19 protein-coding genes and 1 pseudogene are annotated in these 22,006 nt (G+C 67.3%); 6 read left to right on the top strand and 14 right to left on the bottom strand.

What is annotated here, in order from left to right; genetic code table 11:
- The first annotated feature begins 17 nt into the window (after positions 1–17).
- Positions 18–1,193, top strand: coding sequence for an acetyl-CoA C-acyltransferase (locus PSPA7_RS05625; RefSeq protein WP_012074476.1), 1,176 nt, complete (start codon positions 18–20; stop codon positions 1,191–1,193).
- 56 nt (positions 1,194–1,249) lie between these two features.
- On the opposite strand, the gene PSPA7_RS05620 is transcribed toward PSPA7_RS05625, so the two are convergent.
- Positions 1,250–2,431, bottom strand: coding sequence for an MFS transporter (locus PSPA7_RS05620; RefSeq protein WP_012074475.1), 1,182 nt, complete (start codon positions 2,429–2,431; stop codon positions 1,250–1,252).
- A 101-nt stretch (positions 2,432–2,532) separates the two neighbouring features.
- Here PSPA7_RS05620 and PSPA7_RS05615 point away from each other — a divergent pair, with 101 nt between their 5' ends.
- Positions 2,533–3,321, top strand: a complete 789-nt coding sequence (locus tag PSPA7_RS05615; RefSeq protein WP_012074474.1) for an AraC family transcriptional regulator — start codon at positions 2,533–2,535, stop codon at positions 3,319–3,321.
- A 175-nt stretch (positions 3,322–3,496) separates the two neighbouring features.
- Here PSPA7_RS05615 and PSPA7_RS05610 read toward each other — a convergent pair whose 3' ends face one another.
- Genes PSPA7_RS05610 through cioA form a run of 3 tightly spaced genes read right to left on the bottom strand, consistent with a single transcriptional unit; the run spans position 3,497 to position 6,140 of the window.
- The gene (locus tag PSPA7_RS05610; RefSeq protein WP_003148860.1) at positions 3,497–3,667 is read right to left on the bottom strand and encodes a DUF2474 domain-containing protein; all 171 of its coding nucleotides are present in this window, start codon (positions 3,665–3,667) and stop codon (positions 3,497–3,499) included.
- A gap of 13 nt (positions 3,668–3,680) precedes the next feature.
- A complete protein-coding gene (cioB, locus tag PSPA7_RS05605) occupies positions 3,681–4,688 on the bottom strand; it encodes a cyanide-insensitive cytochrome bd quinol oxidase subunit II (protein ID WP_003093053.1) in 1,008 nt (335 codons plus the stop codon).
- Positions 4,689–4,691: 3 nt separating this feature from the next.
- A complete protein-coding gene (cioA, locus tag PSPA7_RS05600) occupies positions 4,692–6,140 on the bottom strand; it encodes a cyanide-insensitive cytochrome bd quinol oxidase subunit I (protein ID WP_012074473.1) in 1,449 nt (482 codons plus the stop codon).
- Between the two features lie 434 nt (positions 6,141–6,574).
- Here cioA and PSPA7_RS05595 point away from each other — a divergent pair, with 434 nt between their 5' ends.
- From PSPA7_RS05595 to betT, 3 genes are all read left to right on the top strand, one after another.
- Positions 6,575–7,354 (top strand): MetQ/NlpA family ABC transporter substrate-binding protein, encoded by a 780-nt coding sequence (locus PSPA7_RS05595; protein ID WP_003148863.1) that lies wholly within the window; start codon positions 6,575–6,577, stop codon positions 7,352–7,354.
- A 169-nt stretch (positions 7,355–7,523) separates the two neighbouring features.
- Positions 7,524–8,498 carry a sigma 54-interacting transcriptional regulator gene (locus PSPA7_RS05590; protein WP_003148865.1) on the top strand — a complete coding sequence of 325 codons (975 nt, stop codon included), beginning with the start codon at positions 7,524–7,526 and terminating at the stop codon, positions 8,496–8,498.
- Positions 8,499–8,688: 190 nt separating this feature from the next.
- A complete protein-coding gene (gene betT, locus PSPA7_RS05585; RefSeq protein WP_023442573.1) occupies positions 8,689–10,650 on the top strand; it encodes a choline BCCT transporter BetT in 1,962 nt (653 codons plus the stop codon).
- A gap of 129 nt (positions 10,651–10,779) precedes the next feature.
- Here the strand turns inward: betT and PSPA7_RS05580 are convergent, their stop codons facing one another.
- From PSPA7_RS05580 to tauA, 5 genes are all read right to left on the bottom strand, one after another.
- Positions 10,780–12,816: an OPT family oligopeptide transporter gene (locus tag PSPA7_RS05580; protein ID WP_012074471.1), complete on the bottom strand. Its 2,037-nt coding sequence runs from the start codon at positions 12,814–12,816 to the stop codon at positions 10,780–10,782.
- A 149-nt stretch (positions 12,817–12,965) separates the two neighbouring features.
- Positions 12,966–13,799, bottom strand: coding sequence for a taurine dioxygenase (tauD, locus tag PSPA7_RS05575; protein WP_012074470.1), 834 nt, complete (start codon positions 13,797–13,799; stop codon positions 12,966–12,968).
- Positions 13,800–13,908: 109 nt separating this feature from the next.
- The gene (locus PSPA7_RS05570) at positions 13,909–14,727 is read right to left on the bottom strand and encodes an ABC transporter permease subunit (protein ID WP_012074469.1); all 819 of its coding nucleotides are present in this window, start codon (positions 14,725–14,727) and stop codon (positions 13,909–13,911) included.
- The gene (locus tag PSPA7_RS05565; protein WP_012074468.1) at positions 14,717–15,508 is read right to left on the bottom strand and encodes a taurine ABC transporter ATP-binding protein; all 792 of its coding nucleotides are present in this window, start codon (positions 15,506–15,508) and stop codon (positions 14,717–14,719) included. Before PSPA7_RS05565 ends, PSPA7_RS05570 begins: the two co-directional genes overlap by 11 nt.
- A gap of 64 nt (positions 15,509–15,572) precedes the next feature.
- On the bottom strand, positions 15,573–16,586 hold the full coding sequence (gene tauA, locus PSPA7_RS05560) for a taurine ABC transporter substrate-binding protein (protein ID WP_012074467.1): 1,014 nt from the start codon (positions 16,584–16,586) through the stop codon (positions 15,573–15,575).
- Between the two features lie 534 nt (positions 16,587–17,120).
- On the opposite strand from tauA, the gene PSPA7_RS05555 reads away from it, so the two are divergent.
- Positions 17,121–17,462 carry an HU family DNA-binding protein gene (locus PSPA7_RS05555; RefSeq protein ID WP_158039327.1) on the top strand — a complete coding sequence of 114 codons (342 nt, stop codon included), beginning with the start codon at positions 17,121–17,123 and terminating at the stop codon, positions 17,460–17,462.
- Between the two features lie 108 nt (positions 17,463–17,570).
- On the opposite strand, the gene PSPA7_RS05550 is transcribed toward PSPA7_RS05555, so the two are convergent.
- The 5 genes and pseudogenes from PSPA7_RS05550 to PSPA7_RS05530 form a co-directional block, all read right to left on the bottom strand.
- Positions 17,571–18,167, bottom strand: coding sequence for an HAD family hydrolase (locus PSPA7_RS05550; protein WP_012074465.1), 597 nt, complete (start codon positions 18,165–18,167; stop codon positions 17,571–17,573).
- The gene (tesB, locus tag PSPA7_RS05545) at positions 18,164–19,033 is read right to left on the bottom strand and encodes an acyl-CoA thioesterase II (protein ID WP_012074464.1); all 870 of its coding nucleotides are present in this window, start codon (positions 19,031–19,033) and stop codon (positions 18,164–18,166) included. The genes PSPA7_RS05550 and tesB overlap by 4 nt, the downstream gene beginning before the upstream one ends.
- A 33-nt stretch (positions 19,034–19,066) precedes the next feature.
- Positions 19,067–20,662, bottom strand: a complete 1,596-nt coding sequence (locus PSPA7_RS05540; protein WP_012074463.1) for a nitroreductase family protein — start codon at positions 20,660–20,662, stop codon at positions 19,067–19,069.
- Positions 20,659–21,242, bottom strand: a pseudogene (locus PSPA7_RS05535) (GNAT family N-acetyltransferase). Before PSPA7_RS05535 ends, PSPA7_RS05540 begins: the two are co-directional and overlap by 4 nt.
- Positions 21,243–21,268: 26 nt before the next feature.
- Positions 21,269–21,859 carry a GNAT family N-acetyltransferase gene (locus tag PSPA7_RS05530; RefSeq protein ID WP_012074462.1) on the bottom strand — a complete coding sequence of 197 codons (591 nt, stop codon included), beginning with the start codon at positions 21,857–21,859 and terminating at the stop codon, positions 21,269–21,271.
- Between the last annotated feature and the right edge of the window lie 147 nt (positions 21,860–22,006).

Below are 22,006 nucleotides of genomic sequence, written 5' to 3'. Positions count from 1 at the left end.
ACAAGAGGTAACGTTCCATGTCCGATATCGTCATCGTCGCCGGCGCCCGCACTCCCATGGGCGGCTTCCAGGGCAGCCTGGCCGGGGTTTCCGCGGTCGAACTCGGCGCCGTCGCGATCCGCGAGGCGGTGCAGCGCGCCGGCATCGCCGCCGACGACGTGCAGGAAGTGATCATGGGCTGCGTCCTGCCCGCCGGCCTGAAGCAGGGGCCGGCCCGCCAGGCCGCGCTGGAGGCCGGGCTGCCCGCCGCCACCGGCTGCACCACCATCAACAAGCTGTGCGGCTCGGGGATGAAGGCGGTGATGCTGGCCCACGACCTGCTCAAGGCCGGCACCAACCAGGTGATGGTCGCCGGCGGCATGGAAAGCATGTCCAACGCGCCCTACGTGCTGCCGAAAGCCCGCACCGGCCTGCGCATGGGCCACGGCGAGATCAAGGACCACATGTTCCTCGACGGCCTCGAGGACGCCCGCACTGGCCGTTTGATGGGTTCGTTCGCCCAGGAGACCGCCGACAAGTACGGCGTGACCCGCGAGGAGATGGACGCCTATGCCATCGAATCGCTCAGGCGCGCCCAGGCCGCCATCGCCGATGGCTCGCTGGCGGCGGAAATCGTCCCGGTCACCGTCACCAGCCGCAAGGGCGAGACCGTGGTGAAGGACGACGAGCAACCGCTGACCGCCAACCTGGAGAAGATCCCGAGCCTCAAGCCGGCGTTCCGCAAGGACGGCACCATCACCGCCGCGAATGCCAGTTCGATCTCCGACGGCGCCTCCGCGCTGGTCCTGATGACCGCCGAGGAAGCCCGGCGCCGTGGCCTGAAGCCGCTGGCGCGAATCGTCGGCCATGCCACCCAGAGCCAGGACCCGAGCGAGTTCACCCTGGCGCCGATCGGCGCGATGACCAATCTGTTCGCCAGGACCGGCTGGAGCAAGGACGACGTCGACCTGTTCGAGATCAACGAAGCCTTCGCCATGGTCACCATGCTCGCCATGCGCGAACACGGCCTCGATCATGCCAAGGTCAATGTCTATGGCGGCGCCTGCGCCCAAGGCCACCCGGTCGGCTCCACCGGCTCGCGGATCATCCTCACCCTGATCAACGCACTGCGCCAGAAAGGCGGCAAGCGCGGCGTCGCCTCGCTGTGCATCGGCGGCGGCGAAGCCACCGCGGTGGCGGTCGAACTGCTCTGACGCGGCGTTGAGCCATCGGCGCCCGGCCGGATCGCGCGGTCCGGGCGCCCTCTTCCTCAGGCACCCACCGCGGCGCTACGCGCCGGGCGCGGAAACACCAGCGCCGCGGCGAAGGTCAGCGCGGCGAAGCCTGCCAGCACCAGGTACAACCCCACCAGTCCCTGCCGCGGTTCGAGGAAGGCGATCATCGGGATCGCCGCCGCACTGGCGCCGAACGACAGGAAATAGCGCAGGGCGAAGACCCGCGCCTGCCACTGCGGCGCGACGAAGTGGGCGACCATCGCGTCGTTCACCGTCACCTGGCCGAACACCGCGAACATGAACAGCGCGCCGAACAGCACCACCGCGCTGCCGTGGCCGTAGGCCAGGGCCAACAGCAGCGGCACCTGGCAGAAGGTGAGGAAGACGAACGGCAACTTCAGGTTCAGCCGATCGATCAGGCGGCCCATGATCAGTTGCGCCACCGCGCCGAAGGCATAGGCCAGGCTGACCACCACGCCGAGGGTCTGCGGCGACGCCAGCAGGTCGCTCAGGCGCTCCTGGAACAGCTTCGGGTAGGTCACGGTGCTGGCGTTGAACACCACCCCGCCGGTGGCGGTGACCAGCGCCAGCACGCCGAACACCCGGCGCATCGACAGGCCCTCGCTGTCCTCGCCACGCGCCGCGGCCTTGGCCGACAGGTGCGGCGATGGCTCCTCGCGCACGCAGAGGAAAAAGCCGATGCCGAGCAGGATGGCCACCCCGCCGGGCAGGATGAACGCCGCGCGCCAGCCGAAGTGCGCGGTGAGAAAACCGGTAAGCAGCGCGGCGAAGGCCACCCCGAGGTTGCCCCACATGCCGTTGATGCCGATCTCGCGGCCGCGGTTCTCGGCGTGAGCCACCAGCATCGCGGTGCCGACCGGGTGGTAGATCGCGGCGAATACCCCGATCAGGGTCAGCCCGGTCACCAGCATCGGTACGCTGCCGGCCAGCCCGGTGAGCACCGCGGCGGCGCCGATGCCGAAGAAGAACAGCAGCATCATGCTGCGCCGGCTCCAGGTGTCGCCCAGCCAGCCGGCCGGCAGCGAACAGGCGCCGAAGGCGATGAAGCCGCCCAGCGCCAGGCCGATCAGCCCGGCGTAGTCGAGGTCGAAGCTGCCGGCCATGCCGAGCACGGCGGCGGGGAAGATCAGCATGAACATGTGGTCGATGACATGCGCGGCGTTGATGAAGCGGATAACGGTTCGAGGTCGGTTCATGGCGTGCGGCCTGAATGGTCGGTGGGGAATGGGCGTCATGACCCGGGCATGATAGGTTGACCGAAAAGCGCAGATAGGACAGCGAGGTCATCGAAACGGACATGCTGATCGAGCACCGCCCGGACGGCCTGCTGGCCGCCATCTCCCTCGACTTCCCCGACGGCCACCAGCTGGGGCGGCATTTCCACCCGCAGGCGCAGTTCCTCTACGCCGCTCGCGGCCTGATGCGCCTGGCCACCCACCACGGCGCCTGGGTGATCCCGCCGACCCGCGCGGTATGGATTCCGCCCCGGGTGGAGCACGAGATATTCATGTCCGGCGAGGTGCACATGCGCACCCTGTTCATCGAGCAACCCGAAACACCGACACCGCTAAGCGACTGTTGCGTACTGGCGGTGACGCCGCTGCTGCGGGAAATGATCCTGCGCGCCATCCACCTCGAGAGCCAGCCGCGCCTGGACGACTTCCGCCAGCGCCTGCAGGGGCTGATCCTCAGCGAGATCGCCAACCTCGAACGGATGCCGCTGTACCTGCCGATGCCCCGCGACCGCCGCCTGCAGGCGATCTGCCAGGCATTGCTGAAACAGCCGGAGCTGGGGCTGACCCTCGATGACTGGGGCCTGCGGGTCGGCGCCAGCTCGCGCACCCTGGCGCGGCTGTTCGCCCAGGAACTGCAGATGAGCTTCCATGAGTGGCGCCAGCAACTGCGCCTGACCGAAGCCCTGCCGCGCCTGCTGGCCGGCGACAGCGTGCAGGTGGTCGCCCGCGACCTCGGCTACGGCAGTACGCGGGCCTTCAGCAGCATGTTCCGCCGCTTGCTCGGCGAGACCCCGCGCGACTACCTGGGGCGACTGGAGCAACTGGCACGGGTCAGAGGCCGCGAGGACTGATGCCCCTCGGCGCAACCCGAGGCAATGGCGGATCGGCGGATAACGCCTGTGGCGTTATCCGCCCTACACGACGATTCCGCTTAATCGCTGGGGCGATACACAGCGGATAAAAAGAAGCCCTCCGGCGGAGGGCTCTCGGAAAAGGGCGCCGCAGCGCCCCGGATGGGATCCTCGATCAGTGCGGAACCCCCAGCCCCGCCGCGCTCATGAACAGGCGCATCAGCCAGGCGGCGACGCCCAGGGCCAGCACGCTGGCGGTCCAGATGCCCGCCAGCCAGGCCAGGCGCCGCCAAAGCGGCGGCTTGGCCGCGGTGTCTCGTTCGGGATGACTCGGCGTACGGACCATGTGCGGCGCCTCCTCAGTGATAACCATCGCCGTGCTTCACCTTGCCGCGGAACACGTAGTAGCTCCAGGCGGTGTAGCCGAGGATGAAGGGAATGATGAACAGCGCGCCGACCAGCATGAAGCCCTGGCTCTGCGGCGGCGCCGAGGCCTCCCAGATGCTCACCGCCGGCGGGATGATGTTCGGCCACAGGCTGATGCCCAGGCCGCTGTAGCCGAGGAAGATCAACACCAGGGTAAGCACGAACGGCTTCACATGGTCGTTGTTGGCCACCGAGCGCAGCAGCGCATAGAAGGTCACCAGGACCAGGATCGGCACCGGCAGGAACCAGAACAGGTTCGGCAAGCTGAACCAGCGCGCGGCGATCTCGGCGTGGGCCAGCGGCGTCCACAGGCTGACTACCCCGATGATCGCCAGCAGCACCAGCGCCAGCGGACGCGCCAGGTCGTGCATGCGCTCCTGCAGGCGGCCCTCGGTCTTCATGATCAGCCAGGTGCAGCCAAGCAGGGTGTAGGCGACGATCAGCGCCAGGCCGCAGAACAGCGGGAACGGTGCGATCCAGTCCAGCGAGCCGCCGGCGAAGCTGCGGTTCTCCACCGGGATGCCTTCGATGAAGGCACCCAGCGCCACGCCCTGGAAGAAGGTCGCCACCAGCGAACCGCCGATGAACGCCTTGTCCCAGATGTGCTGCTTGGCCGGCTTGGCCTTGAAGCGGAACTCGAAGGCCACGCCACGGAAGATCAGCCCGACGAGCATGAAGATCAACGGCAGGTAAAGCGCCGACAGGACCACCGCGTAGGCCAGCGGGAAGGCCCCGAACAGCGCCGCACCGCCCAGCACCAGCCAGGTCTCGTTGCCGTCCCAGACCGGCGCCACGGTGTTCATCATCACATCGCGGTCACCGCTGTCCTTGAAGAACGGGTAGAGCATGCCGATGCCGAGGTCGAAACCGTCCATCACCACGTACATCATGATGCCGAAGATGATGATGACCGCCCAGATGAGGGGAAGATCGATACCCATGTCTCAGTTCCTCTTGTCCTGGTCGTGGCCGTCGTGTTCTTCGTCGAAGCCTTCACCGGCGGCCGACAGCGGCCGTGCCGGGGTGCGCTTCTGCCCGGCGCCGCCGGGGTTGGTCTCGCGTCCCTCGTGGGTGACCGGGCCCTTGCGCACCAGGCGCATCATGTAGCCGATGCCGACGCCGAACAGCGAGAAGTACACCACCACGAAGGTCAGCAGGGTCAGGCTCATCTGCGTCACGCTCTGCGCCGAGGAGGCATCGGCGGTGCGCATCAGCCCGTAGACCACCCAGGGCTGGCGACCCATCTCGGTGGTGAACCAGCCGGCGAGGATCGCGATCAGTCCGGAAGGGCCCATCAGCAGGGTCAGGCGCAGGAAGGCCTTCGAGTTGAACAGGCGGTCCTGGCCGCGCCAGCGCAGCCACAGGCTCCAGACACCGACCAGGATCATCAGCATGCCGAGGCCGGCCATGATCCGGAACGACCAGAACACCACGGTGGAGTTCGGCCGGTCTTCCGGCGGGAAATCCTTCAGCGCCGGGATCGGTTCGGTCAGGCTGTGCTTGAGGATCAGGCTGCCGAGCACCGGGATCTCCACCTTGAAGCGGGTCTCCTCGCGCTGCATGTCCGGCCAGCCGAACAGGATCAGCGGGGTCGGTTCGCCGCTGCTGTTGTCCCAGTGGCCTTCCATCGCGGCGATCTTCGCCGGCTGGTGCTCCAGGGTGTTGAGACCATGGGCGTCGCCGATCACCGCCTGCACCGGGGCGACGATCAGCGCCATCCACATGGCCATCGAGAGCATCTTGCGGATCGCCGGGTTGTCGCGCCCGCGCAGCAGGTGCCAGGCCGCCGAGGCGCCGACGAAGAAGGCGGTGGCGAGGAACGCGGCGACCGACATGTGCAGCAGGCGATAGGGGAACGATGGGTTGAAGATCACCGCCAGCCAGTCCACCGGGATCACCCGGCCGTCGACGATCTCGAAGCCCTGCGGGGTCTGCATCCAGCTGTTGGAGGCAAGGATCCAGAAGGTCGAAATCAGCGTGCCGATCGCCACCATCACCGTGGCGAAATAGTGCAGCCCCGGCCCGACGCGGTTCCAGCCGAACAGCATGACGCCAAGAAAGCCGGCCTCGAGGAAGAACGCGGTGAGCACCTCGTAGGTCAGCAGCGGCCCGGTGATGGATCCGGCGAAATCGGAGAAATGGCTCCAGTTGGTGCCGAACTGGTAGGCCATGACCAGGCCGGACACCACGCCCATTCCGAAGTTGACCGCGAAGATCTTCGACCAGAAGTGATAGAGGTCGCGGTAGACCTCTTCGTTCGTTTTCAGCCAGAGCCCTTCCAGCACCGCCAGGTAGCTGGCCAACCCGATGGTGATCGCCGGGAAGATGATGTGGAAGGACACGGTGAAGGCGAACTGGATGCGGGCAAGGTCGATAGCCTCCAATCCGAACATGGCAACTCCTCTTCAGGTTCTCGGCCCTTCCGGCTTACGTGCGGATTCGGCCGTGCTTCCTCGCGCGCCGTTCGCGCAAGGCTTTGGAACACATCCTTCAGCTATCGTTCTTGTCATTGGAAAGCGACCGCAGCCCTGGCCGGCAGGAGTGCGGGAAGGGTCGCAAGCAGATTCCCGGCCTGCCCGCCTTGATGCAGAGCAATCCGGTACGAAAATCTTACCCGTTAGCCTAGACCGTCCCGCTGTGGTCGGTTGTCGCGAGACAAATTGCCTCAGCCGCTCATTATTCAAATAATGAATATAAAAATAAACAAATAATATTTTTATGGAATAAAAAGAATCGCTAATCTCCCTCCAGACCCGCCCTTCCGGCCCCGGCAACTCGACTCCCGCCTTGCGCACCGCAGCGGAAACAGCCCTACAAGGATCTAGGAATGAAAAAATTGCTTCTGCTGACCGCCCTGGCCTCCGTCATCAGCGTGTCCGCCAGCGCCGCGGAAAAGCTCATCGTCGCCGCCACTCCGGTCCCCCACGCGGAAATCCTCGAGCTGATCAAGCCGACCCTGGCCAAGGAAGGCGTCGACCTGCAGATCAAGGTGTTCACCGACTACGTGCAGCCCAACGTGCAGGTCGCCGAGAAACGCCTGGACGCCAACTACTTCCAGACCCTGCCGTACCTGGAGAACTTCAACAAAGGCAAGGGCACCAACCTGGTCACCGTGGTCGGCGTGCACGTCGAGCCCTTCGGCGGCTATTCGAGGAAATACAAGTCACTGGCCGACCTGCCCGAAGGCGCCACCGTCGCCATCCCTAACGAAGGCAGCAACAGCGGGCGCGCCCTGCTGCTGTTGCAGAAAGCCGGCCTGCTCAAGCTGAAGGACCCGAACAACGCCCTGGCCACGCCCAGGGACATCGCCGAGAACCCGAAGAACCTGAAGTTCAAGGAGCTCGAATCGGCCCTGCTGCCGCGCGTGCTGGACCAGGTCGACCTGGATCTGATCAATACCAACTATGCACTGGAAGCCAAGCTCAACCCGGCGAAGGACGCACTGATCCTCGAGGACCGCGACTCACCCTACGTCAACTACCTGGTGGCGCGCCCCGACAACAAGGACAGCGACGCCCTGAAGAAGCTTTCCGCCGCGCTGACCAGCCCGGAAGTGAAAGCCTTCATCGAGAAGAAATATGACGGCGCGGTGGTTCCGGCCTTCTGATCCTACCTCGACTCCCACGCTGGGCGCCGTTGCAGCGCCCCTTGTTCACGCCGGTGTCGCATGACTTGCACCGGCGTTTCTTTTTCCGGAACGGTCCCCGCCCGCAGCCGTCCCGGTCGTCGTCGCGGCGCAGGCGCTGGAGGCGCCCCGTGCCGTCAAGGAGTTACCCATGAGCGAGAAACCACACCCCGCGCCCCTGACCTTCCCCGACGCCGATCGCAGTCCGCTGAGCATCCGCGCCAAGGCCCTGGTGTTCTTCGACCCGCGCTCGCACCGGGTCCGCGAAGAACTCGAGCGCCTAGCGCCGCAGAGCCAGCCGGTGCTGATCGAAGGCGAGACCGGCACCGGCAAGGAACTGCTCGCCCGGCAGATCCACCGCCACAGCGAACGCGCCGGGCTGTTCGTCGCGGTCAGTTGCAGCGCCCTCAGTAGCAACCACGCCGAAGCCGAGCTGTTCGGCTACGCCCCCGGCGCCCATAACGGCCCGGTCGGCAGCCGCGCCGGCTGGTTCGGTTCGGCCAACGGCGGCACCCTGTACCTGGACGAGATCGCCGACCTGCCGCTGGCCCTGCAGGCCAAGCTGCTGCAAACGCTGGAGGAACGCGAGGTGCTGCGGGTCGGCGCGCAGCAGCCGCTGCCCCACGACGTGCGCCTGGTCACCGCCACCAGCGTCGACCTGAACCAGGCGGTGCGTGCCGGCAAGTTCCTCGAAGGCCTGCGGCAATACCTGCACGACGGCCGCCTGAGCCTGCCGCCGCTGCGCGAGCGGCCCGGCGACATCCTGCCGCTGGCGGAATACTTCGTCGGCGTCTATGCCCAGCGCCTGGAACTCCCGGTGCCGGTGATCGGCGTGGAGACCCAGGAGGTCCTCGAGCGCTATCCCTGGCCCGGCAACATCCGCGAACTGGAAAACGTCGTCCACTTCGCCCTGCTGGTCAGCGGACGGGATGAAATCCTACCGCAACATCTGAATTTTGGCGGCGCGACGCCAGACCCTTCTCTGGCTGGTGTAAGGCGCCTGCTCGGCCAGCCAGGTGCGCCGTCCCTGGAGCAGGTCCAGGCCCTGCTCCTGCAGTTGGCTACCGAGCAGGCCGGAGGGGATGCGCAGGCCGCCAGGCTGCGCCTTGGACTGGTGGCGAACTGAGGAAAACCTTCGGCGAACGTGCGGGAAAAAGCGCCCCGCCGAGGGGATCCATACGTCCGAAGGATTGGCTCCGCGGCCCTTGATCGTGTTTATATTGAACGCTTGATCAAATTAAGGACGAGGAGACCAGCCTGTTTTGACTGACGCACAATCGCCCTCCACTACCCCCGCCACGCCCCCGCCGATCCGCATGAACCCACCGGTGTTCTACGGCGCGGCGGTCCTGATCCTGCTGTTCGCCACGGTGGTCATAGGCTTTCCCCAGCGCGCCGGCGAATGGCTGCTGGCCGCGCAGACCTGGGCCTCGCAGACCGTCGGCTGGTACTACCTGCTGGCGATGACCCTGTACCTGATCTTCGTGGTCGTCACCGCGCTCTCCGGCTACGGCAAGATCAAGCTCGGCGCCGACCACGACGAACCGGAATTCAGCTACCTGTCCTGGGCCGGCATGTTGTTCGCGGCCGGCATCAGCATCACCCTGTTCTTCTTCTGCGTGTCCGAGCCGCTGACCCACTTCCTCCAACCGCCGCAAGGCGAGGCCGGTACCCAGGAAGCCGCGCGGCAGGCCATGGAACTGCTGTTCCTGCACTGGGGCCTGCACGGCTGGGGGGTGTTCGCCCTGGTGGCGATGGCCCTGGCCTATTTCGCCTATCGCCACAACCTGCCGCTGGCCCTGCGCTCGGCGCTCTACCCGCTGATCGGCAAGCGGATCAACGGGCCGATCGGCTACACCGTGGACTGCTTCGGCATCATCGCCACGGTGTTCGGCCTCGGCGCCGACATGGGCTTCGGCGTACTCCAGCTCAACTCAGGACTGGACTACCTCTACGCCATCCCGCACACCCACCCGGTGCAGATGGTGCTCATCGCGCTGATGATGGGCGCGGCGATCTCGGTGGCGATCTCCGGGGTCGACAAAGGCATCCGCATCCTCTCCGATATCAACATGCTGCTGGCCTGCAGCCTGCTGCTGTTCGTGCTGTTCGCCGGGCCGACCCAGCACCTGCTCAACACCCTGGTGCAGAACGTCGGCGACTATCTCGGCCACCTGCCGGGCAAGAGCTTCGACCTCTACGCCTACGGCGGCCCGAGCGACTGGCTGGGCTCGTGGACGGTGTTCTACTGGGCCTGGTGGATCGCCTGGGCGCCCTTCGTCGGCCTGTTCATCGCGCGCATCTCGCGCGGCCGGACGATCCGCGAATTCGTCTTCGGCGTGCTGTTCATCCCGCTCGGCTTCACCCTGGCGTGGATGTCGATCTTCGGCAACAGCGCCCTCGACCAGGCCCTCGGCGGCGCCAGCGAGCTCGGTCGGGTGGCCATCGAGCAACCGTCGATGGCGCTCTACCAGATGCTCCAGAACTATCCCTGGAGCCGCACGGTGATCACCGTCACGGTACTGGTCAGCTTCGTCTTCTTCGTCACCTCGGCGGATTCCGGGACCGTGGTCCTGTCCACCCTCTCCGCCCACGGCGGCAACGCCGACGACGACGGGCCGAAGTGGCTACGGGTGTTCTGGGGCTCGGTCACCGCGCTGGTCACCGGCGGGCTGCTGTTCGCCGGCAGCATCGACGCGCTGAAGTCGGCGGTGGTGCTGACCTCGCTGCCCTTCTCGCTGATCCTGCTGCTGATGATGTGGGGCCTGCACAAGGCCTTCTACCTGGAATCGCAGCGGCAACGCGCGCGAACCCACTCCCTGGCGCCGCTGATGAGCGGCAACGGCAAGCGCTCCGGCGGCTGGAAGCGGCGCCTTTCGCAGGCGGTGCACTTCCCCTCGCGGGACGAGGTGTATCGCTTCATGAACGACGTGGTACGCCCGGCGATCAGCGAAGTCTCCGAAGTGTTCCGCGAGAAGGGCCTGGCGGTGGACGCCCAGCTCGACCCGGGCAACGCCTCGCTGAGCCTGGAGATCGGCCATGGTGAACAGCACCGCTTCCTCTACCAGGTGCTGATGCGCGGCTACTTCACCCCATCCTTCGCCCGCGCCGGCATGGGCGGCCTGCACCTGAAGAACCGCCGTTACTTCCGCGCCGAGGTGCACCTCGCCGAGGGCAGCCAGGACTACGACCTGATGGGCTACACCAGGGAGCAGATCATCAACGACATGCTCGACCAGTACGAGCGGCACCTGCAATTCCTTCACCTGGTGCGTTGAGCGTACGCAAAGGGGGCGCGCAGGTCGTGCCGCCTCCTCTCCCAGCCCTGTCCCTGAAGGGAGGGGCAGCCGGCCTGAGCGCGGGCAATGACGCTAGCGGCCTCCCCTCTGCTTGCAGCCGCGAATCCCTCAGCGCGCCAGCACGCGCCGGTAGAACAGCACGCAGACCGCGACGAATACCGCCAGCCCCAGCCACTGGGCGGTGCCGGCGAAGCCGGCGTCGACCAGCGCCAGCGGCGCGTCCTCGCCGGTGGTGCCGATCACCCCGGCGAGAAGGATGCCCATCAGGCTCTCGCCGACGATGAGTCCCGAGGCCAGCAGCACGCCGCGCCGCTTCGGCACTTCGGCGTAGCTTTCCGGGTCGGTCCCGGCCGCCGCCGCGCGCTTCTTCAGGGCGTTTTCCAGCAGCCAGGAAAGCAGCGCGCCGACCACCAGGGTCATGCCGATGGTCGGCGGCAGGTAGATCCCCAGGCCCACCGCCAGCACCGGCAGGCAGGCCTTGCCGGTGCGGCGCAGGAGCAGGTCGACGAGGATCAGGGCGATACCGAGCACGACGCCGATCAGGATCATGTTCCAGTTCAGCGCATCGTGGAAAATCCCGCTGGCGATCGCCGTCAGCAAGGTCGCCTGCGGCGCCGCCAGCGCCTGGTTCGGATCCATGCCGTCACGCGGCAGGGTGCCGGTGAAACCATAGGCGCCATAGAGCAGTTCCAGCACCGGCGGGATCACCAGCGCGCCGACGATGCAGCCGACGATCAGCGCGACCTGCTGGCGCCAGGGAGTGGCGCCGACCAGGTAGCCGGTCTTGAGGTCCTGCAGGTTGTCGTTGGAAATCGCCGCGATGGCCAGCACCACCGAGGTGGTGAACAGCGCCAGGGCGATCGCCAGCTTGCCGCCCTGGCGCTGCAGCAGGTCGCCCTCGACGCTGCCGAAGGCAAGGATCAGCAGCGACACCAGGATCACCGCGATGATCCCGATCCCGGAGATCGGACTGCTCGACGAGCCGACCAGGCCGGCCATGTAGCCACAGGCGGCGGCGATCAGGAAGCCGAAGAAGAAGGCGAACACCACGCACACCGCGACCAGGCTCCAGAACGCCGGCCGCGCCATGTCCGGCGCGGCCTCGCCGAGGAAATACCCGAAGACCGCGGTCAGCGACACCAGCAATGCGCCGACGATCAGCAGGATCCACCTGGCCGGCATGTCCAGCTCGGTGCGCTGGCCGCTCGCCCGGGCGTTGCCGCGTACCGCCCCGAGGGACGCCCAGACGCCACGGACCATGGGCTTGAACAGGGTCGCCAGGGTCCACAGCGCGGCCACGCCGATGGTCCCGGCGCCGAGGAAACGCACCTGCGAACTCCATAGCTGGGAAGCCAGGTCCGCCAGGCTCTGGCCGTCGGCCGGCAGGCTGTTGACGGTCAGCAGCGGTACCGCGACGCCCCAGGAGATCACCACGCCGACGAGAATCGCGATGCCAGCGGTGATGCCCATCAGGTAGCCGGCGCCGACCAGCGCCAGGGAGAAACCGGTGGACAGGCGGAATGCTGCCTGCCCGGCGCTCAGCCAGACGCTGAAGCCTTCGGCGAAGACCTTGAAGCCGCTGCTGCACAGGCTGAACAGCGCCGCCACCAGGCCGCCGCCGAGGATGTCGCGCAGGCCGGGCGCGCGGCCGTCGTCGCGAGGCGCGGCGGCGCCCTCCTCCGGCTCGCCGCCATCACTGCCGACGCGGAGGATTTCCGCCGCCGCCACGCCTTCCGGATAGGGCAGTTCGCTCTGCACCACCATCACCCGGCGCAACGGAATGGTGTAGAGCACCCCGAGGATGCCGCCGATGGAGCAGATCGCCGCGGTCTGCCAGAACGGGAAGCCACTCCAGTAGCCGATCATCAGCAGGCCGGGAAGGATGAAGATGATCGAGGACAGGGTGCCGGCCGCCGAGGCCTGGGTCTGCACCATGTTGTTCTCGAGGATGTTGGCGCCGGTGAAGTAGCGCAGCACCGCCATCGAGATCACCGCCGCCGGGATCGACGAGGCGAAGGTCAGGCCGACCTTCAGCCCGAGGTAGACGTTGGAAGCGGTGAAGACCACGGTGATCAGCGCACCGAGGATCAGGCCTCGCAGGGTGAGCTCCGGCAGGGTCAGCTCATCCGGGATGCGTTCTTGCATGGATGAAAACTCTCGAAACAATTGGACCCGCCAAGCTTAGGCGAGTGCGACGCGCGGGGACACGACAGCGAATGTCGCAGAGGCGACCTTTTCGAGAGGGAAAGCTGGCGGAACGGACAGTTGCAGCACGGATCCGCGCCCGGCGCGGATCAGAACGGCCTGTCGCCGAGAATGGTGGCGCGGTGCATCACCCGCCGCTGCGGCCGGTAATCGTCCACGGCGTAATGCTGGGTCACACGGTTGTCCCAGAACGCCACGTCGTTTTCCTGCCAGCGCCAGCGCACGGTGAATTCGGGTCGCGTGGCATGGGCGAAGAGGAACTTCAGCAGCGCATCGCTCTCGGCCGGCTCCAGTTCGTTGATGCGGGTGGTGAAGCCATCGCTGACGAACAGGCCCTTGCGCCCGGTGACCGGATGGGTGCGCACCACCGGATGCGAGCGCGGCGGATTCTTCAGGCGGGCCTCCTCCAGGCGCGCCAGGTCGGCCTCGGTGACGCCGAAGCGCTCGCGGGGGAAGGACTTGCCGATGTCGTGGGTCGCCGTGAGGCCGTCCAGCAGACGCCGCAGCGGCGCCGACAGCGCCTCGTAGGCCGCCGTGCTGCTCGCCCAGAGGGTGTCGCCGCCGTACGGCGGCAATTGCTTGGCGACGAGCACGGCCCCCAGCGCCGGGGTCTCGAGGAAGGTCACGTCGGTGTGCCAGATGGCATTGTCGCGCACGTCGGTGACCGCGGTATCGAGGACGATGACCTCCGGTTGCTCCGCCACGCTGGGGTAGATCGGGTGGATGTGCAGATCGCCGAAGTGGGCGGCGAAGCGCGCCTGGCTCTTCGGCTCCAGAGATTGGTCGCGGAAGAACAGCACCTGGTGGTCGAGCAGGGCCTGCTCGATGGCCCGCTGGCCGCCGTCGTCGAGCGGCGCGGCGAGGTCGATGCCGGAAACGATGGCGCCCAGGGCCGGGCTGATGGGTTGGATGGTCAGGCTCATGTCGTGCTACTCGTCGGGCAGGTTGCGGGCGCGCCCTGCGCGCCCTCGCTCCGGCCTTCGCCGCAAGGGTGAAGGCCGGTTCGGGAATGATGACTCGGGACTCTCGCGCTCAACCCCAGGCGGCGAAGCGCCGCTGGACCCAGCGCAGCCCCAGTTCGAAGGCCAGGGCGACGGCGGCGATCAGCAGGATGCCGACCACCACCACATCGGTGGCGAGGAATTGCGCGGCGGACTGGACCATGAAGCCGAGGCCGCGGTTGGCCGCGATCAGCTCGGCGGCGACCAGGGTCGACCAGCCGACGCCGAGGGCGATGCGCAGGCCGGTGAGGACCTCCGGCAAGGCGCTCGGCAGGATCACGTAGCGCACCACCTGCCAGCGGCTGGCCCCCAGGCAGCGCACCGCCTGCACCCGCGATCGGTCGACGCGACGCACGCCGGCAGCGGTAGCGATCAGCAGCGGCGCGAACAGCGCCAGGTAGATCAGCAGCACCTTGCTCAGCTCGCCGATGCCGAACCAGATGACGATCAGCGGCAGGTAGGCCAACGGCGGGATCGGCCGGTAGAACTCCACCAGCGGATCGAGGGCCGCTCCGGCCAAGGGGTTGAGGCCCATCAGCACGCCCAGCGGGATCGCCGTCAGCACCGCCGCGCCGAGCGCCAGGAGCACCCGCAGCAGGCTGGTGCCGACGTGTTGCAGCAGGCTGGCATCGAGGTAACCCTCCTGCCATAGCCGTTGCAGGGCTTCGAAGAGCTGTTCGGGCGCTGGCAGGAACAGCACGTCGACCCAGCCGAAATGGGTCGCCGCCCACCACAGCAGGGCCAGGGCCAGCACGCTGGCACCGGCCGCCCAGCGCCGACGGTCGCCGGGCAGGCTCCGCTTGCGCGGGACAGGCTTGGCGACGGCGAGTCCGAGGGTATCAGTGGGCATGTTCGGCCTCCGCGACATCGAGGAATTCGTCCAGCAACGCCTGGCGCAAACGGCCGAACTCGGGATCGGACTTGATCGAACGCACCGTTTCGCCGGCGGCGTAACGCCGCGCGAAGTCCATCGGCAGGCGCTTGACGATGCGCGCCGGCGGGCCGTCCATCACCACCAGGTCGGTGGCCAGGAACAGCGCTTCGTCGACGCTGTGGGTGATCAGGAAGAGGCCCTTGCCGGTCTGCTTCCACAGGTCCAGCACAAGCACCTGCATGCGCTCGCGGGTCAGCGCGTCGAGCGCGCCGAACGGCTCGTCGAGCAGCAGGAAGTCCGGTTCGACCGCCAGCGCGCGTGCCAGCCCGAGGCGCTGGCGCTGGCCGCCGGAGAGCTGGGCGACGGACTGCCCGGCGTACTCCTGGAGTCCCACCAGTTGCAGGACCTGGCGCGCCCGCGCGGTGCGCTCGGCCTTGCCCAGGCCACGGATGCGCAGGCCCAGGGCGACGTTGTCGAGGGCGTTGAGCCAGGGCATCAGGGCGTCGTCCTGAAACACCACGCCGCGCTCGCCGCCGGGCCCTTCGAGTGTCCGGCCGTCGATCTGCACGCGTCCCTGGTCCGGCTTCTGGAAACCGGCGAGGATGTTCAGCAGTGTCGACTTGCCGCAGCCCGAAGGACCCAGCACCACCAGCGACTCGCCCTTGGCCAGGCCCAGGCTGAGATCGCGGAGGATAGCGCGGCGCTGGCCGCGCTGTTCGAATGAGAGGCTGATCGCCTCGGCCGTCAGACGGCTCATGTGTTCTGCCCTCCGTAGGGTAAGAAAGCCTCCGCTCCGACAGGCCGGAGCGGAGTCGCGGCATTCAGCGCTGGCCGACCTGGACCTGCTCCGCCTGGCGCACGAAGTCGGCGCTGACGTAGGGCGAGTAGTCGCCGAGGACGGCCGGCACGCGCTTCTGTTCCTTGAGGAATTCGGCAGTGCCGGCAATAGCCTTGGCGGTGCCGCCGCCGAGCAGGTCTGCGGACAGTTGCGCCTGGCTTTCCGGGAAGGTCGAGCCGGCCAGCAGTTCGGGGACGTCCCTGGGATCGGCGCCGGTCAGCCGGGCGATCTTCTTCACCGGCTCGGAGTCGGCGGTCCATTCGGCCTTGTGTGCGTTGTAGTCGGCGAAGGAGTCGAGGCTGACGCGGGCGAAGCGGGCGACGATTTCAGGATGCTTCTCGGCGAAGTCCTTGCGCGCCACCCACACCTCGAAGGTCGGCGCACCCCACCGGCCGACTTCGGCGGCGTCGGTGAGGACCTTGCCGCTTTTCTTGATCTCGCCCAGTGCCGGCGACCAGACGAAGGCCCCGTCGATGTCGCCGCGACGCCAGGCGGCAGCGATCTCGGCCGGGTTGAGGTTGACGATCTTCACCTTGGACGGATCGATCCGCCAGTGCTTGAGGGCGCCGAGCAGGCTGTAGTGGGAGGTTGAAACGAACGGGGTAGCGATGATCTTGCCGGCCAGGTCCTCGGGTTTCTCGATCCCGCTTCCATTGCGCACCACCAGCGCCTCGGCGGCGTTGATCTGCGCGGAAACGATGAAGGAGACGATCGGCAGCTTGCGCGAGGTCGCCGCTGCCAGCGGGCTGGACCCGATGTTGCCGAGTTGCAGGTCGCCGGAGGCGAGCGCGGCGATCACTTCCGGACCGCTGTTGAAGCGGCGCCAGTCGATCTTCTCGCCGATGGCTTTCTCGTACAGGCCATCGGCCTGGGGCACCTTGGTCGGGTCGATGCCGGTCTGGTAGCCGACCGTGATGTCGGCGGCCTGGGCGGCGACGGAAAGGCTGGCAAGGGCCAGGGCTGCCACCAGGCGGTGCAGGGAATTCGGGCGTTTCATCGGGCGAACCTCGGAGGCAACGGTGCCGCGCTCCGGAGGAGAACGGACCAGGGACGGGCAATGGGTGGCGACAGCGAGTCCGGTGGTCCGGTGCGATGTAGATTACAGCTATAAAAAACTCAATATAAATAATATTTGGAAATTAGTTTATGAGCGCGAGGCACCCTCCCCCTTGTCCCATGCGCGCTCGCCTCTACAGGGCGGCGCCCAGCAGGCGGGCTTCCAGGGCCTGTCGGCACAGGCGGCACTGCCGCTCCGGACTACCCAGCAGGCTCCGGGAAAGGATGCGAAGGGAACGGGAGGTCCTGCTTATAACCCTGATCGATGAGTGTCCCGCACATAAATAACCAATCATCCTTGACCAGGAACCGGACGCGCGCGCTCCTGGCAGAACCATGAGGGTGCGTCGGACAACCGACGCCGGCATCATTCCCGACAGCCGCGAAAACCTCTGTAACGGCTCTGTCATGCGCGTCGTGCGAGGAAACAAATAAGCGGAGAAAAGGGAACCTTATTCGCGCCAAGCTGTTTAAAATCACGCCCGTTTCTGCGCGAGGCCCCTCGCGCAGTCTTTCACCAAGGAGCTACACCACCATGGCACTGACCAAAGACCAACTGATCCAGGACATCGCCGAAGCCATCGACGCGCCGAAGACCACCGTTCGCAGCGCGCTCGACCAGCTCACCGACATCGTCAAGGACGCCCTGGAGAACGATGGCGAAATCACCCTGCCGGGCATCGGCAAGCTGAAGGTCTCCGAGCGTCCCGCCCGCACCGGCCGCAACCCGCAGACCGGCAAGGCGATCGAGATCGCTGCCAAGCGTGTAGCCAAGTTCGTTCCGGCCAAGGCCCTGACCGACGCGATCAACGGCTGATAACGGCCACCGCATCCCAAAAAAGCGCAGGAGCCTGGCCTCCTGCGCTTTTTTCGTTTTCAGCGGGGCGCTGGCGCTCTCGCCCTGGGGATCTTCCGCCGGATATTCCTACGGCGCTTGCAGTTGCTCGAGCAACGCATGGCAGTCGGCAGCGTGCCAGTCGGCCAGCTCCGGCCAGGGGTTTTCCGGCAGGTTGACCAGCACCGTGCGACTACCCGCGGCGCGTCCGCAGTCGAGGTCGAAACGGTAGTCGCCGACCATCACCAGCTCCGCCGGCGTCACGTTCCAACGCCTGGCGATGCGCAGCAGGCCGTCCGGGTCCGGCTTGGGCCGCGCCTCGCCACGCCCGAGGATGTGCTCGGTGGGGAAGCAGCCGCCCAGGCCGATCGCTTCGAGGGTAATCAGCGCCAACTGGTGGTCGTTGCGGGTCAGGATGCCCAGGCGCATGCCGCGTCGCTGCAACTCGCGCACCAGTTCCGGCGCGCCCGGCGCCGGCCGCGCGGCCTCGGCCAGCTCGCGCTCGTGCTCCAGCAGCCAGGCGTGCTTGGCCGCGGCCTCGGCTTCGGGCAGGGCGGCGAGGTGCAGCAGGATGTCGTCCTGCTCGGGAATGTCCAGCGCCCGGCGGATCGCCGGGAAGTCGTGCACCGCCCGGGTCAGGGTGCCGTCCATGTCGAATACCCAGTGATGGATGTCGGCCAGCCTCACGCCCAGTCCTCGCGCTTGCGGATCAGGCCTTCCTGGCTCGACGAGGCGACCAGCTGGCCGCTCTGGTTGAAGATGCTGCCGCGCACGAAACCGCGTGCGTTGCCGGCCCAGGGGCTGTCGATGGCATAGAGCAGCCACTCGTCCGCGCGCAAGTCGCGGTGGAACCACAGGGCGTGGTCGAGGCTGGCGACCTGCATGGTCTTCTGCCACACCGACACGGCGTGGGGTTGCATCGAGGTGGTGAGGAAGCCGAAGTCCGAGGCGTAGGCCAGCAGGTACTTGTGCAGCGCCGGGACGTCCGGCAGCTTGCCGTCGGCGCGGAACCAGAGGTATTTCACCGGCTCGTCCGGCTGCGGGTCGTAGGGGTCGTGCTGGGTGACCGGGCGGATCTCGATCGGCTTCGGATACAGCAGCTTGTCGCGGATGCGCTCGGGAATCCGCTCGGCGCGCAGGCGGGTCAGTTCCAGCTCCGACGGCAGGTTGTCCGGGCCGACCACCTCGGGCATCTCGATCTGGTGGTGGAAGCCTTCCTCGTCGTACTGAAAGGAGCTGCTCAGGGTGAAGATCGGCTGGCCTTTCTGGATCGCGGTGACCCGGCGGGTGCTGAAGCTGCCGCCGTCGCGCACCCGGTCGACCTGGTAGACTACCGGCATGCCGGCGTCGCCGGGACGCAGGAAGTAGCCGTGCATGGAGTGTACGTGGCGATCGTCCTCCACCGTCTGGCTGGCCGCCGACAGTGCCTGGCCCAGGACCTGGCCGCCATAGAGCTGGCGGAAGCCGAGATCCTGGCTCATGCCCCGGAACAGGTTCTCCTCGATGGGTTCCAGGCTCAGCAAAGCCACCAGGTTGTCGAGTATCTGGGTCATGGGGTGTTTCCTCGAATTCGGGCTGTCGACGGGCTAGTCGCGGCGCAAGGCCGGGTACGCGGGCATGTTGGAAAGACGAGTGTCCCACACCGCGCGGCCGAGGGTGAAATGGTAGAGACTGGCCAGGGACTCGTCCGTTAGTCCAAGCAGCTCCTGCACCAGGGGGTCGTAGTAGCAGCCGATGCCCGTTCCAGACAGCCCGGCAGCCTCCGCCTCGAGGTAGAGCAACTGGCCGATCTGGCCGCATTCCCAGTACAGCCGCGGATAGCACCAGGGGCCTTCTTCGAGCGCCGCGCCGAGGTGGGCGAGCATGGCGACGGCGAGGCAGCCATCGCCGGCGATGTCCTGCTGGCAGGAGAGAAACGCCGACAGCGCGCGCGCATCGCCTTCCTGCAGCAGGTACAGCGGCAACTCCGGATCGACGCGTTGCCAGAGGAAATCGTCGCGCATCGGCGGCCGCCGCAGGCCACTGCGCTCCAGCCAGTACAAGCCCGGCGCCAGGCCCCGGACACGATGGACGAACAGCAGCAGGTCGACCCGCACGGCCTCGCCCGTGACCGCGAAAGGCACCGGCGAGCGCTCCGGCAGCAGCCGGCGCAGCCAGGCCCGTAGCAGGTCGACGTCGATCCCGGTGCGCCCGTCCATGCGCTGCGCGCTGCGCCGCCGATGCAGCAGCGGGCGCAACGGCAGGCCGGGGTTGTCATTGCCGGGCTCGCCCGGCGCGACCCTCCAGGGGCGTGCCGGCAGGCGCGGCGCACGGCACAGTCCATGGATCCGCTGCAACTCCGGCCAGTCGCGGTACTCGCGCGACAGCCGGTTCGGCGCGCCGGCCAACGGCAGGACCGCCAATGCCTCGCACAGGCGCGGCGAAAGGGACGGCTCCTCGGTGAGTGCCGGACCGATCCAGAACAGTGCGTCGACACTCTCACGCTCGGCGAAGCCGTCCCGGTCAAGCCCGAACAGGCCGTCCAGTGCGCTTTCGGCGACGCCGCGCATCAGGCGCATCTCCCAGCCCTGGATCGCCGCGGCGATGGAGAGACAGGCCAGCGCATGGCCAAGGTCGTGCTGGCAGTAGCGATAGGCCCGCTCACCGTACTTCCAGGCTTCGCGCCAGGGCACGCTGGCCAACGCCAGGAGACAGCCGCCGGGCGGCAAGCATTCATCCAGCAGCGAAGCCAGCGGTGCCGGCAGTTCGCCGCGCACTTCCAGGGCATGCTTGTCGGGACGGTAGTGGGCGAGCAACGGCGCCGCCTCCAGCGCACCGCCGGGAAGCAGCAGGTAGGCCTCGGTGGGATGCAGGTTGCCGCTCGACGGGTTGACCCGCAGCGCCCAGCGATTGCCACCGGCTTCCTTCCAGGCCGACAGCGCCAGGCTGTCGTAGAGCAGTTGCGAGAGGCTCGCGCGGTCGAGCCGGGCGGGCGTCGCCGCCGGCCCGGAGAAGATGACGTCGTAGGGGTGAGACTCCTCCAGCGGCCGATGCAGCAGTTCGATTTGCCGGCAGCCCCGGTACTGGCGGAACGGTGCCGGCTGGGTCGCCCAGTCCAGCCCGCCGGGGCCGGGCGCATAGCGCTCCGGGTGATGCATGCTGAGGCGATGGTAGGACAGCACCTCGGCGGCGGTATCGCTCATCGCCGTCGCTCCGCCCAGCGAGCCGCATCGGTGCGATAGAGGATATGCCGGCGCATCGGGTGGTCTGCCGCCAGGAGCGGGTGGTCGAAATCCTCGGCCGGATCGCGACGCATGCCCAGGCGCTCCATCAAGCCCCAGGAGCTACGGTTGGGCGGCGTGGTGAAGGCCACCACCTCCGGCAGGCGCAGCCGCTCGAAGGCGAAGTCCAATGCGGTTTCCGCTGCTTCGCGGGCGAGTCCCCGCCCCCAATGGGCGGGCGCCAGCCGCCAGCCGATCTCCACGGTCGGCGCGAAGTGCACATCCATGGTCACCTCGAACAGGCCGGTGAACCCGATGAACGCCGCCTCGCCAGGCAATTCCAGGGCCAGGGCCCCCAGCCACGCTCGGCAAAATGCGCCTGGACACGATCGACCAGGGCGTCGCTCTGCGCCCGGTCCAGCACGCTTGGGAAGAATTCCATCACCCGCGGGTCGGCGCACATCTCGGCGAACGCCTCGCGGTCGCTGTCGCGCCAGGCGCGCAGCAGCAGGCGCGGGCCATGCAGTTGGGCAATGGCGGAAGGAGAAGGGATCGCGTTCATAGAAGGCCTTTTCGGAAACGGCCGACTCATCTGCGAAGCCAGTCCTCGCGCGTCAACCGGTACAGCACATGATGCCGCAAGCGGTGGCCGGGAGGCAGGTCGGGATGCTCGAAGTCGTCGGCGGGGTCGCGCTGCATCCCCAGACGCTCCATCAGTCTCAGGGAGTTGCCGTTGGCCGGTACGGTGAAAGCCACCACCTGGTCCAGGCCAAGGGTATCGAAGGCGTAGCTCAACGCCGCCTCGGCCGCCTCGTGGGCGAAGCCCTCCGCCCAATGCTCGGCGGCAAGGCGCCAGCCGATGGCCACCGCGGGGACGAAGGGCGCATCGAAGTCCACGACCTCCAGCCCCACGTAGCCGATGAAAGGATCGCCACCCTTGACCTGCAGCGCCCACCAGCCAAAACCGTGCTCGGCGAAATGCGCGTCGATGCGGCGCAGCAACGCGTCGCTCTGGGCACGATCCAGGCAAGACGGAAAGAACTCCATCACCCGCGGATCGGCGTTCAGCTCGGCGAACCTGGCTCGGTCCTGCACCAGCCAGGGCCGCAGGATCAGACGGTGGGTGTACAGCCGTGGCGAGCGCAGATGCTCGATACTCAGGCTGGTCAGGTCGGCCATCGCTTGGTTCCTTTCGTTCGACACACTCCAGAAGGAATGTCTGACCGCGGGAATCGGTTGGGGTGCCCGCGAGGACGACATTCCGATCTTTGGTCAGGCTCCGCGGAAAAGGCTACCCAACCGGAGTGTAGTCTTTTCCGCGCCTGG

It is taken from the genome of Pseudomonas paraeruginosa PA7, assembly GCF_000017205.1.
Taxonomy (GTDB): Bacteria; Pseudomonadota; Gammaproteobacteria; order Pseudomonadales; family Pseudomonadaceae; genus Pseudomonas; species Pseudomonas paraeruginosa.
Note: the sequence above shows the minus strand (reverse complement) of the source record. Positions and strands in the feature narration are given on the sequence as shown.

What these genes read in the sequence shown, in the direction of transcription:
- PSPA7_RS05615 (WP_012074474.1), top strand. Translation starts at nt 2,533, where the DNA reads ATGCTGATCGAGCACCGCCCGGACGGCCTGCTGGCCGCCATCTCCCTC.
- PSPA7_RS05595 (WP_003148863.1), top strand. Translation starts at nt 6,575, where the DNA reads ATGAAAAAATTGCTTCTGCTGACCGCCCTGGCCTCCGTCATCAGCGTG.
- PSPA7_RS05565 (WP_012074468.1), bottom strand. Translation starts at nt 15,508, where the DNA reads ATGAGCCGTCTGACGGCCGAGGCGATCAGCCTCTCATTCGAACAGCGC.
- PSPA7_RS05530 (WP_012074462.1), bottom strand. Translation starts at nt 21,859, where the DNA reads ATGGCCGACCTGACCAGCCTGAGTATCGAGCATCTGCGCTCGCCACGG.
- PSPA7_RS05570 (WP_012074469.1), bottom strand. Translation starts at nt 14,727, where the DNA reads ATGCCCACTGATACCCTCGGACTCGCCGTCGCCAAGCCTGTCCCGCGC.
- PSPA7_RS05610 (WP_003148860.1), bottom strand. Translation starts at nt 3,667, where the DNA reads ATGGTCCGTACGCCGAGTCATCCCGAACGAGACACCGCGGCCAAGCCG.
- betT (WP_023442573.1), top strand. Translation starts at nt 8,689, where the DNA reads ATGAACCCACCGGTGTTCTACGGCGCGGCGGTCCTGATCCTGCTGTTC.
- cioB (WP_003093053.1), bottom strand. Translation starts at nt 4,688, where the DNA reads ATGGGTATCGATCTTCCCCTCATCTGGGCGGTCATCATCATCTTCGGC.
- tauD (WP_012074470.1), bottom strand. Translation starts at nt 13,799, where the DNA reads ATGAGCCTGACCATCCAACCCATCAGCCCGGCCCTGGGCGCCATCGTT.
- PSPA7_RS05590 (WP_003148865.1), top strand. Translation starts at nt 7,524, where the DNA reads ATGAGCGAGAAACCACACCCCGCGCCCCTGACCTTCCCCGACGCCGAT.
- tesB (WP_012074464.1), bottom strand. Translation starts at nt 19,033, where the DNA reads ATGACCCAGATACTCGACAACCTGGTGGCTTTGCTGAGCCTGGAACCC.
- PSPA7_RS05625 (WP_012074476.1), top strand. Translation starts at nt 18, where the DNA reads ATGTCCGATATCGTCATCGTCGCCGGCGCCCGCACTCCCATGGGCGGC.
- cioA (WP_012074473.1), bottom strand. Translation starts at nt 6,140, where the DNA reads ATGTTCGGATTGGAGGCTATCGACCTTGCCCGCATCCAGTTCGCCTTC.
- tauA (WP_012074467.1), bottom strand. Translation starts at nt 16,586, where the DNA reads ATGAAACGCCCGAATTCCCTGCACCGCCTGGTGGCAGCCCTGGCCCTT.
- PSPA7_RS05540 (WP_012074463.1), bottom strand. Translation starts at nt 20,662, where the DNA reads ATGAGCGATACCGCCGCCGAGGTGCTGTCCTACCATCGCCTCAGCATG.
- PSPA7_RS05620 (WP_012074475.1), bottom strand. Translation starts at nt 2,431, where the DNA reads ATGAACCGACCTCGAACCGTTATCCGCTTCATCAACGCCGCGCATGTC.
- PSPA7_RS05580 (WP_012074471.1), bottom strand. Translation starts at nt 12,816, where the DNA reads ATGCAAGAACGCATCCCGGATGAGCTGACCCTGCCGGAGCTCACCCTG.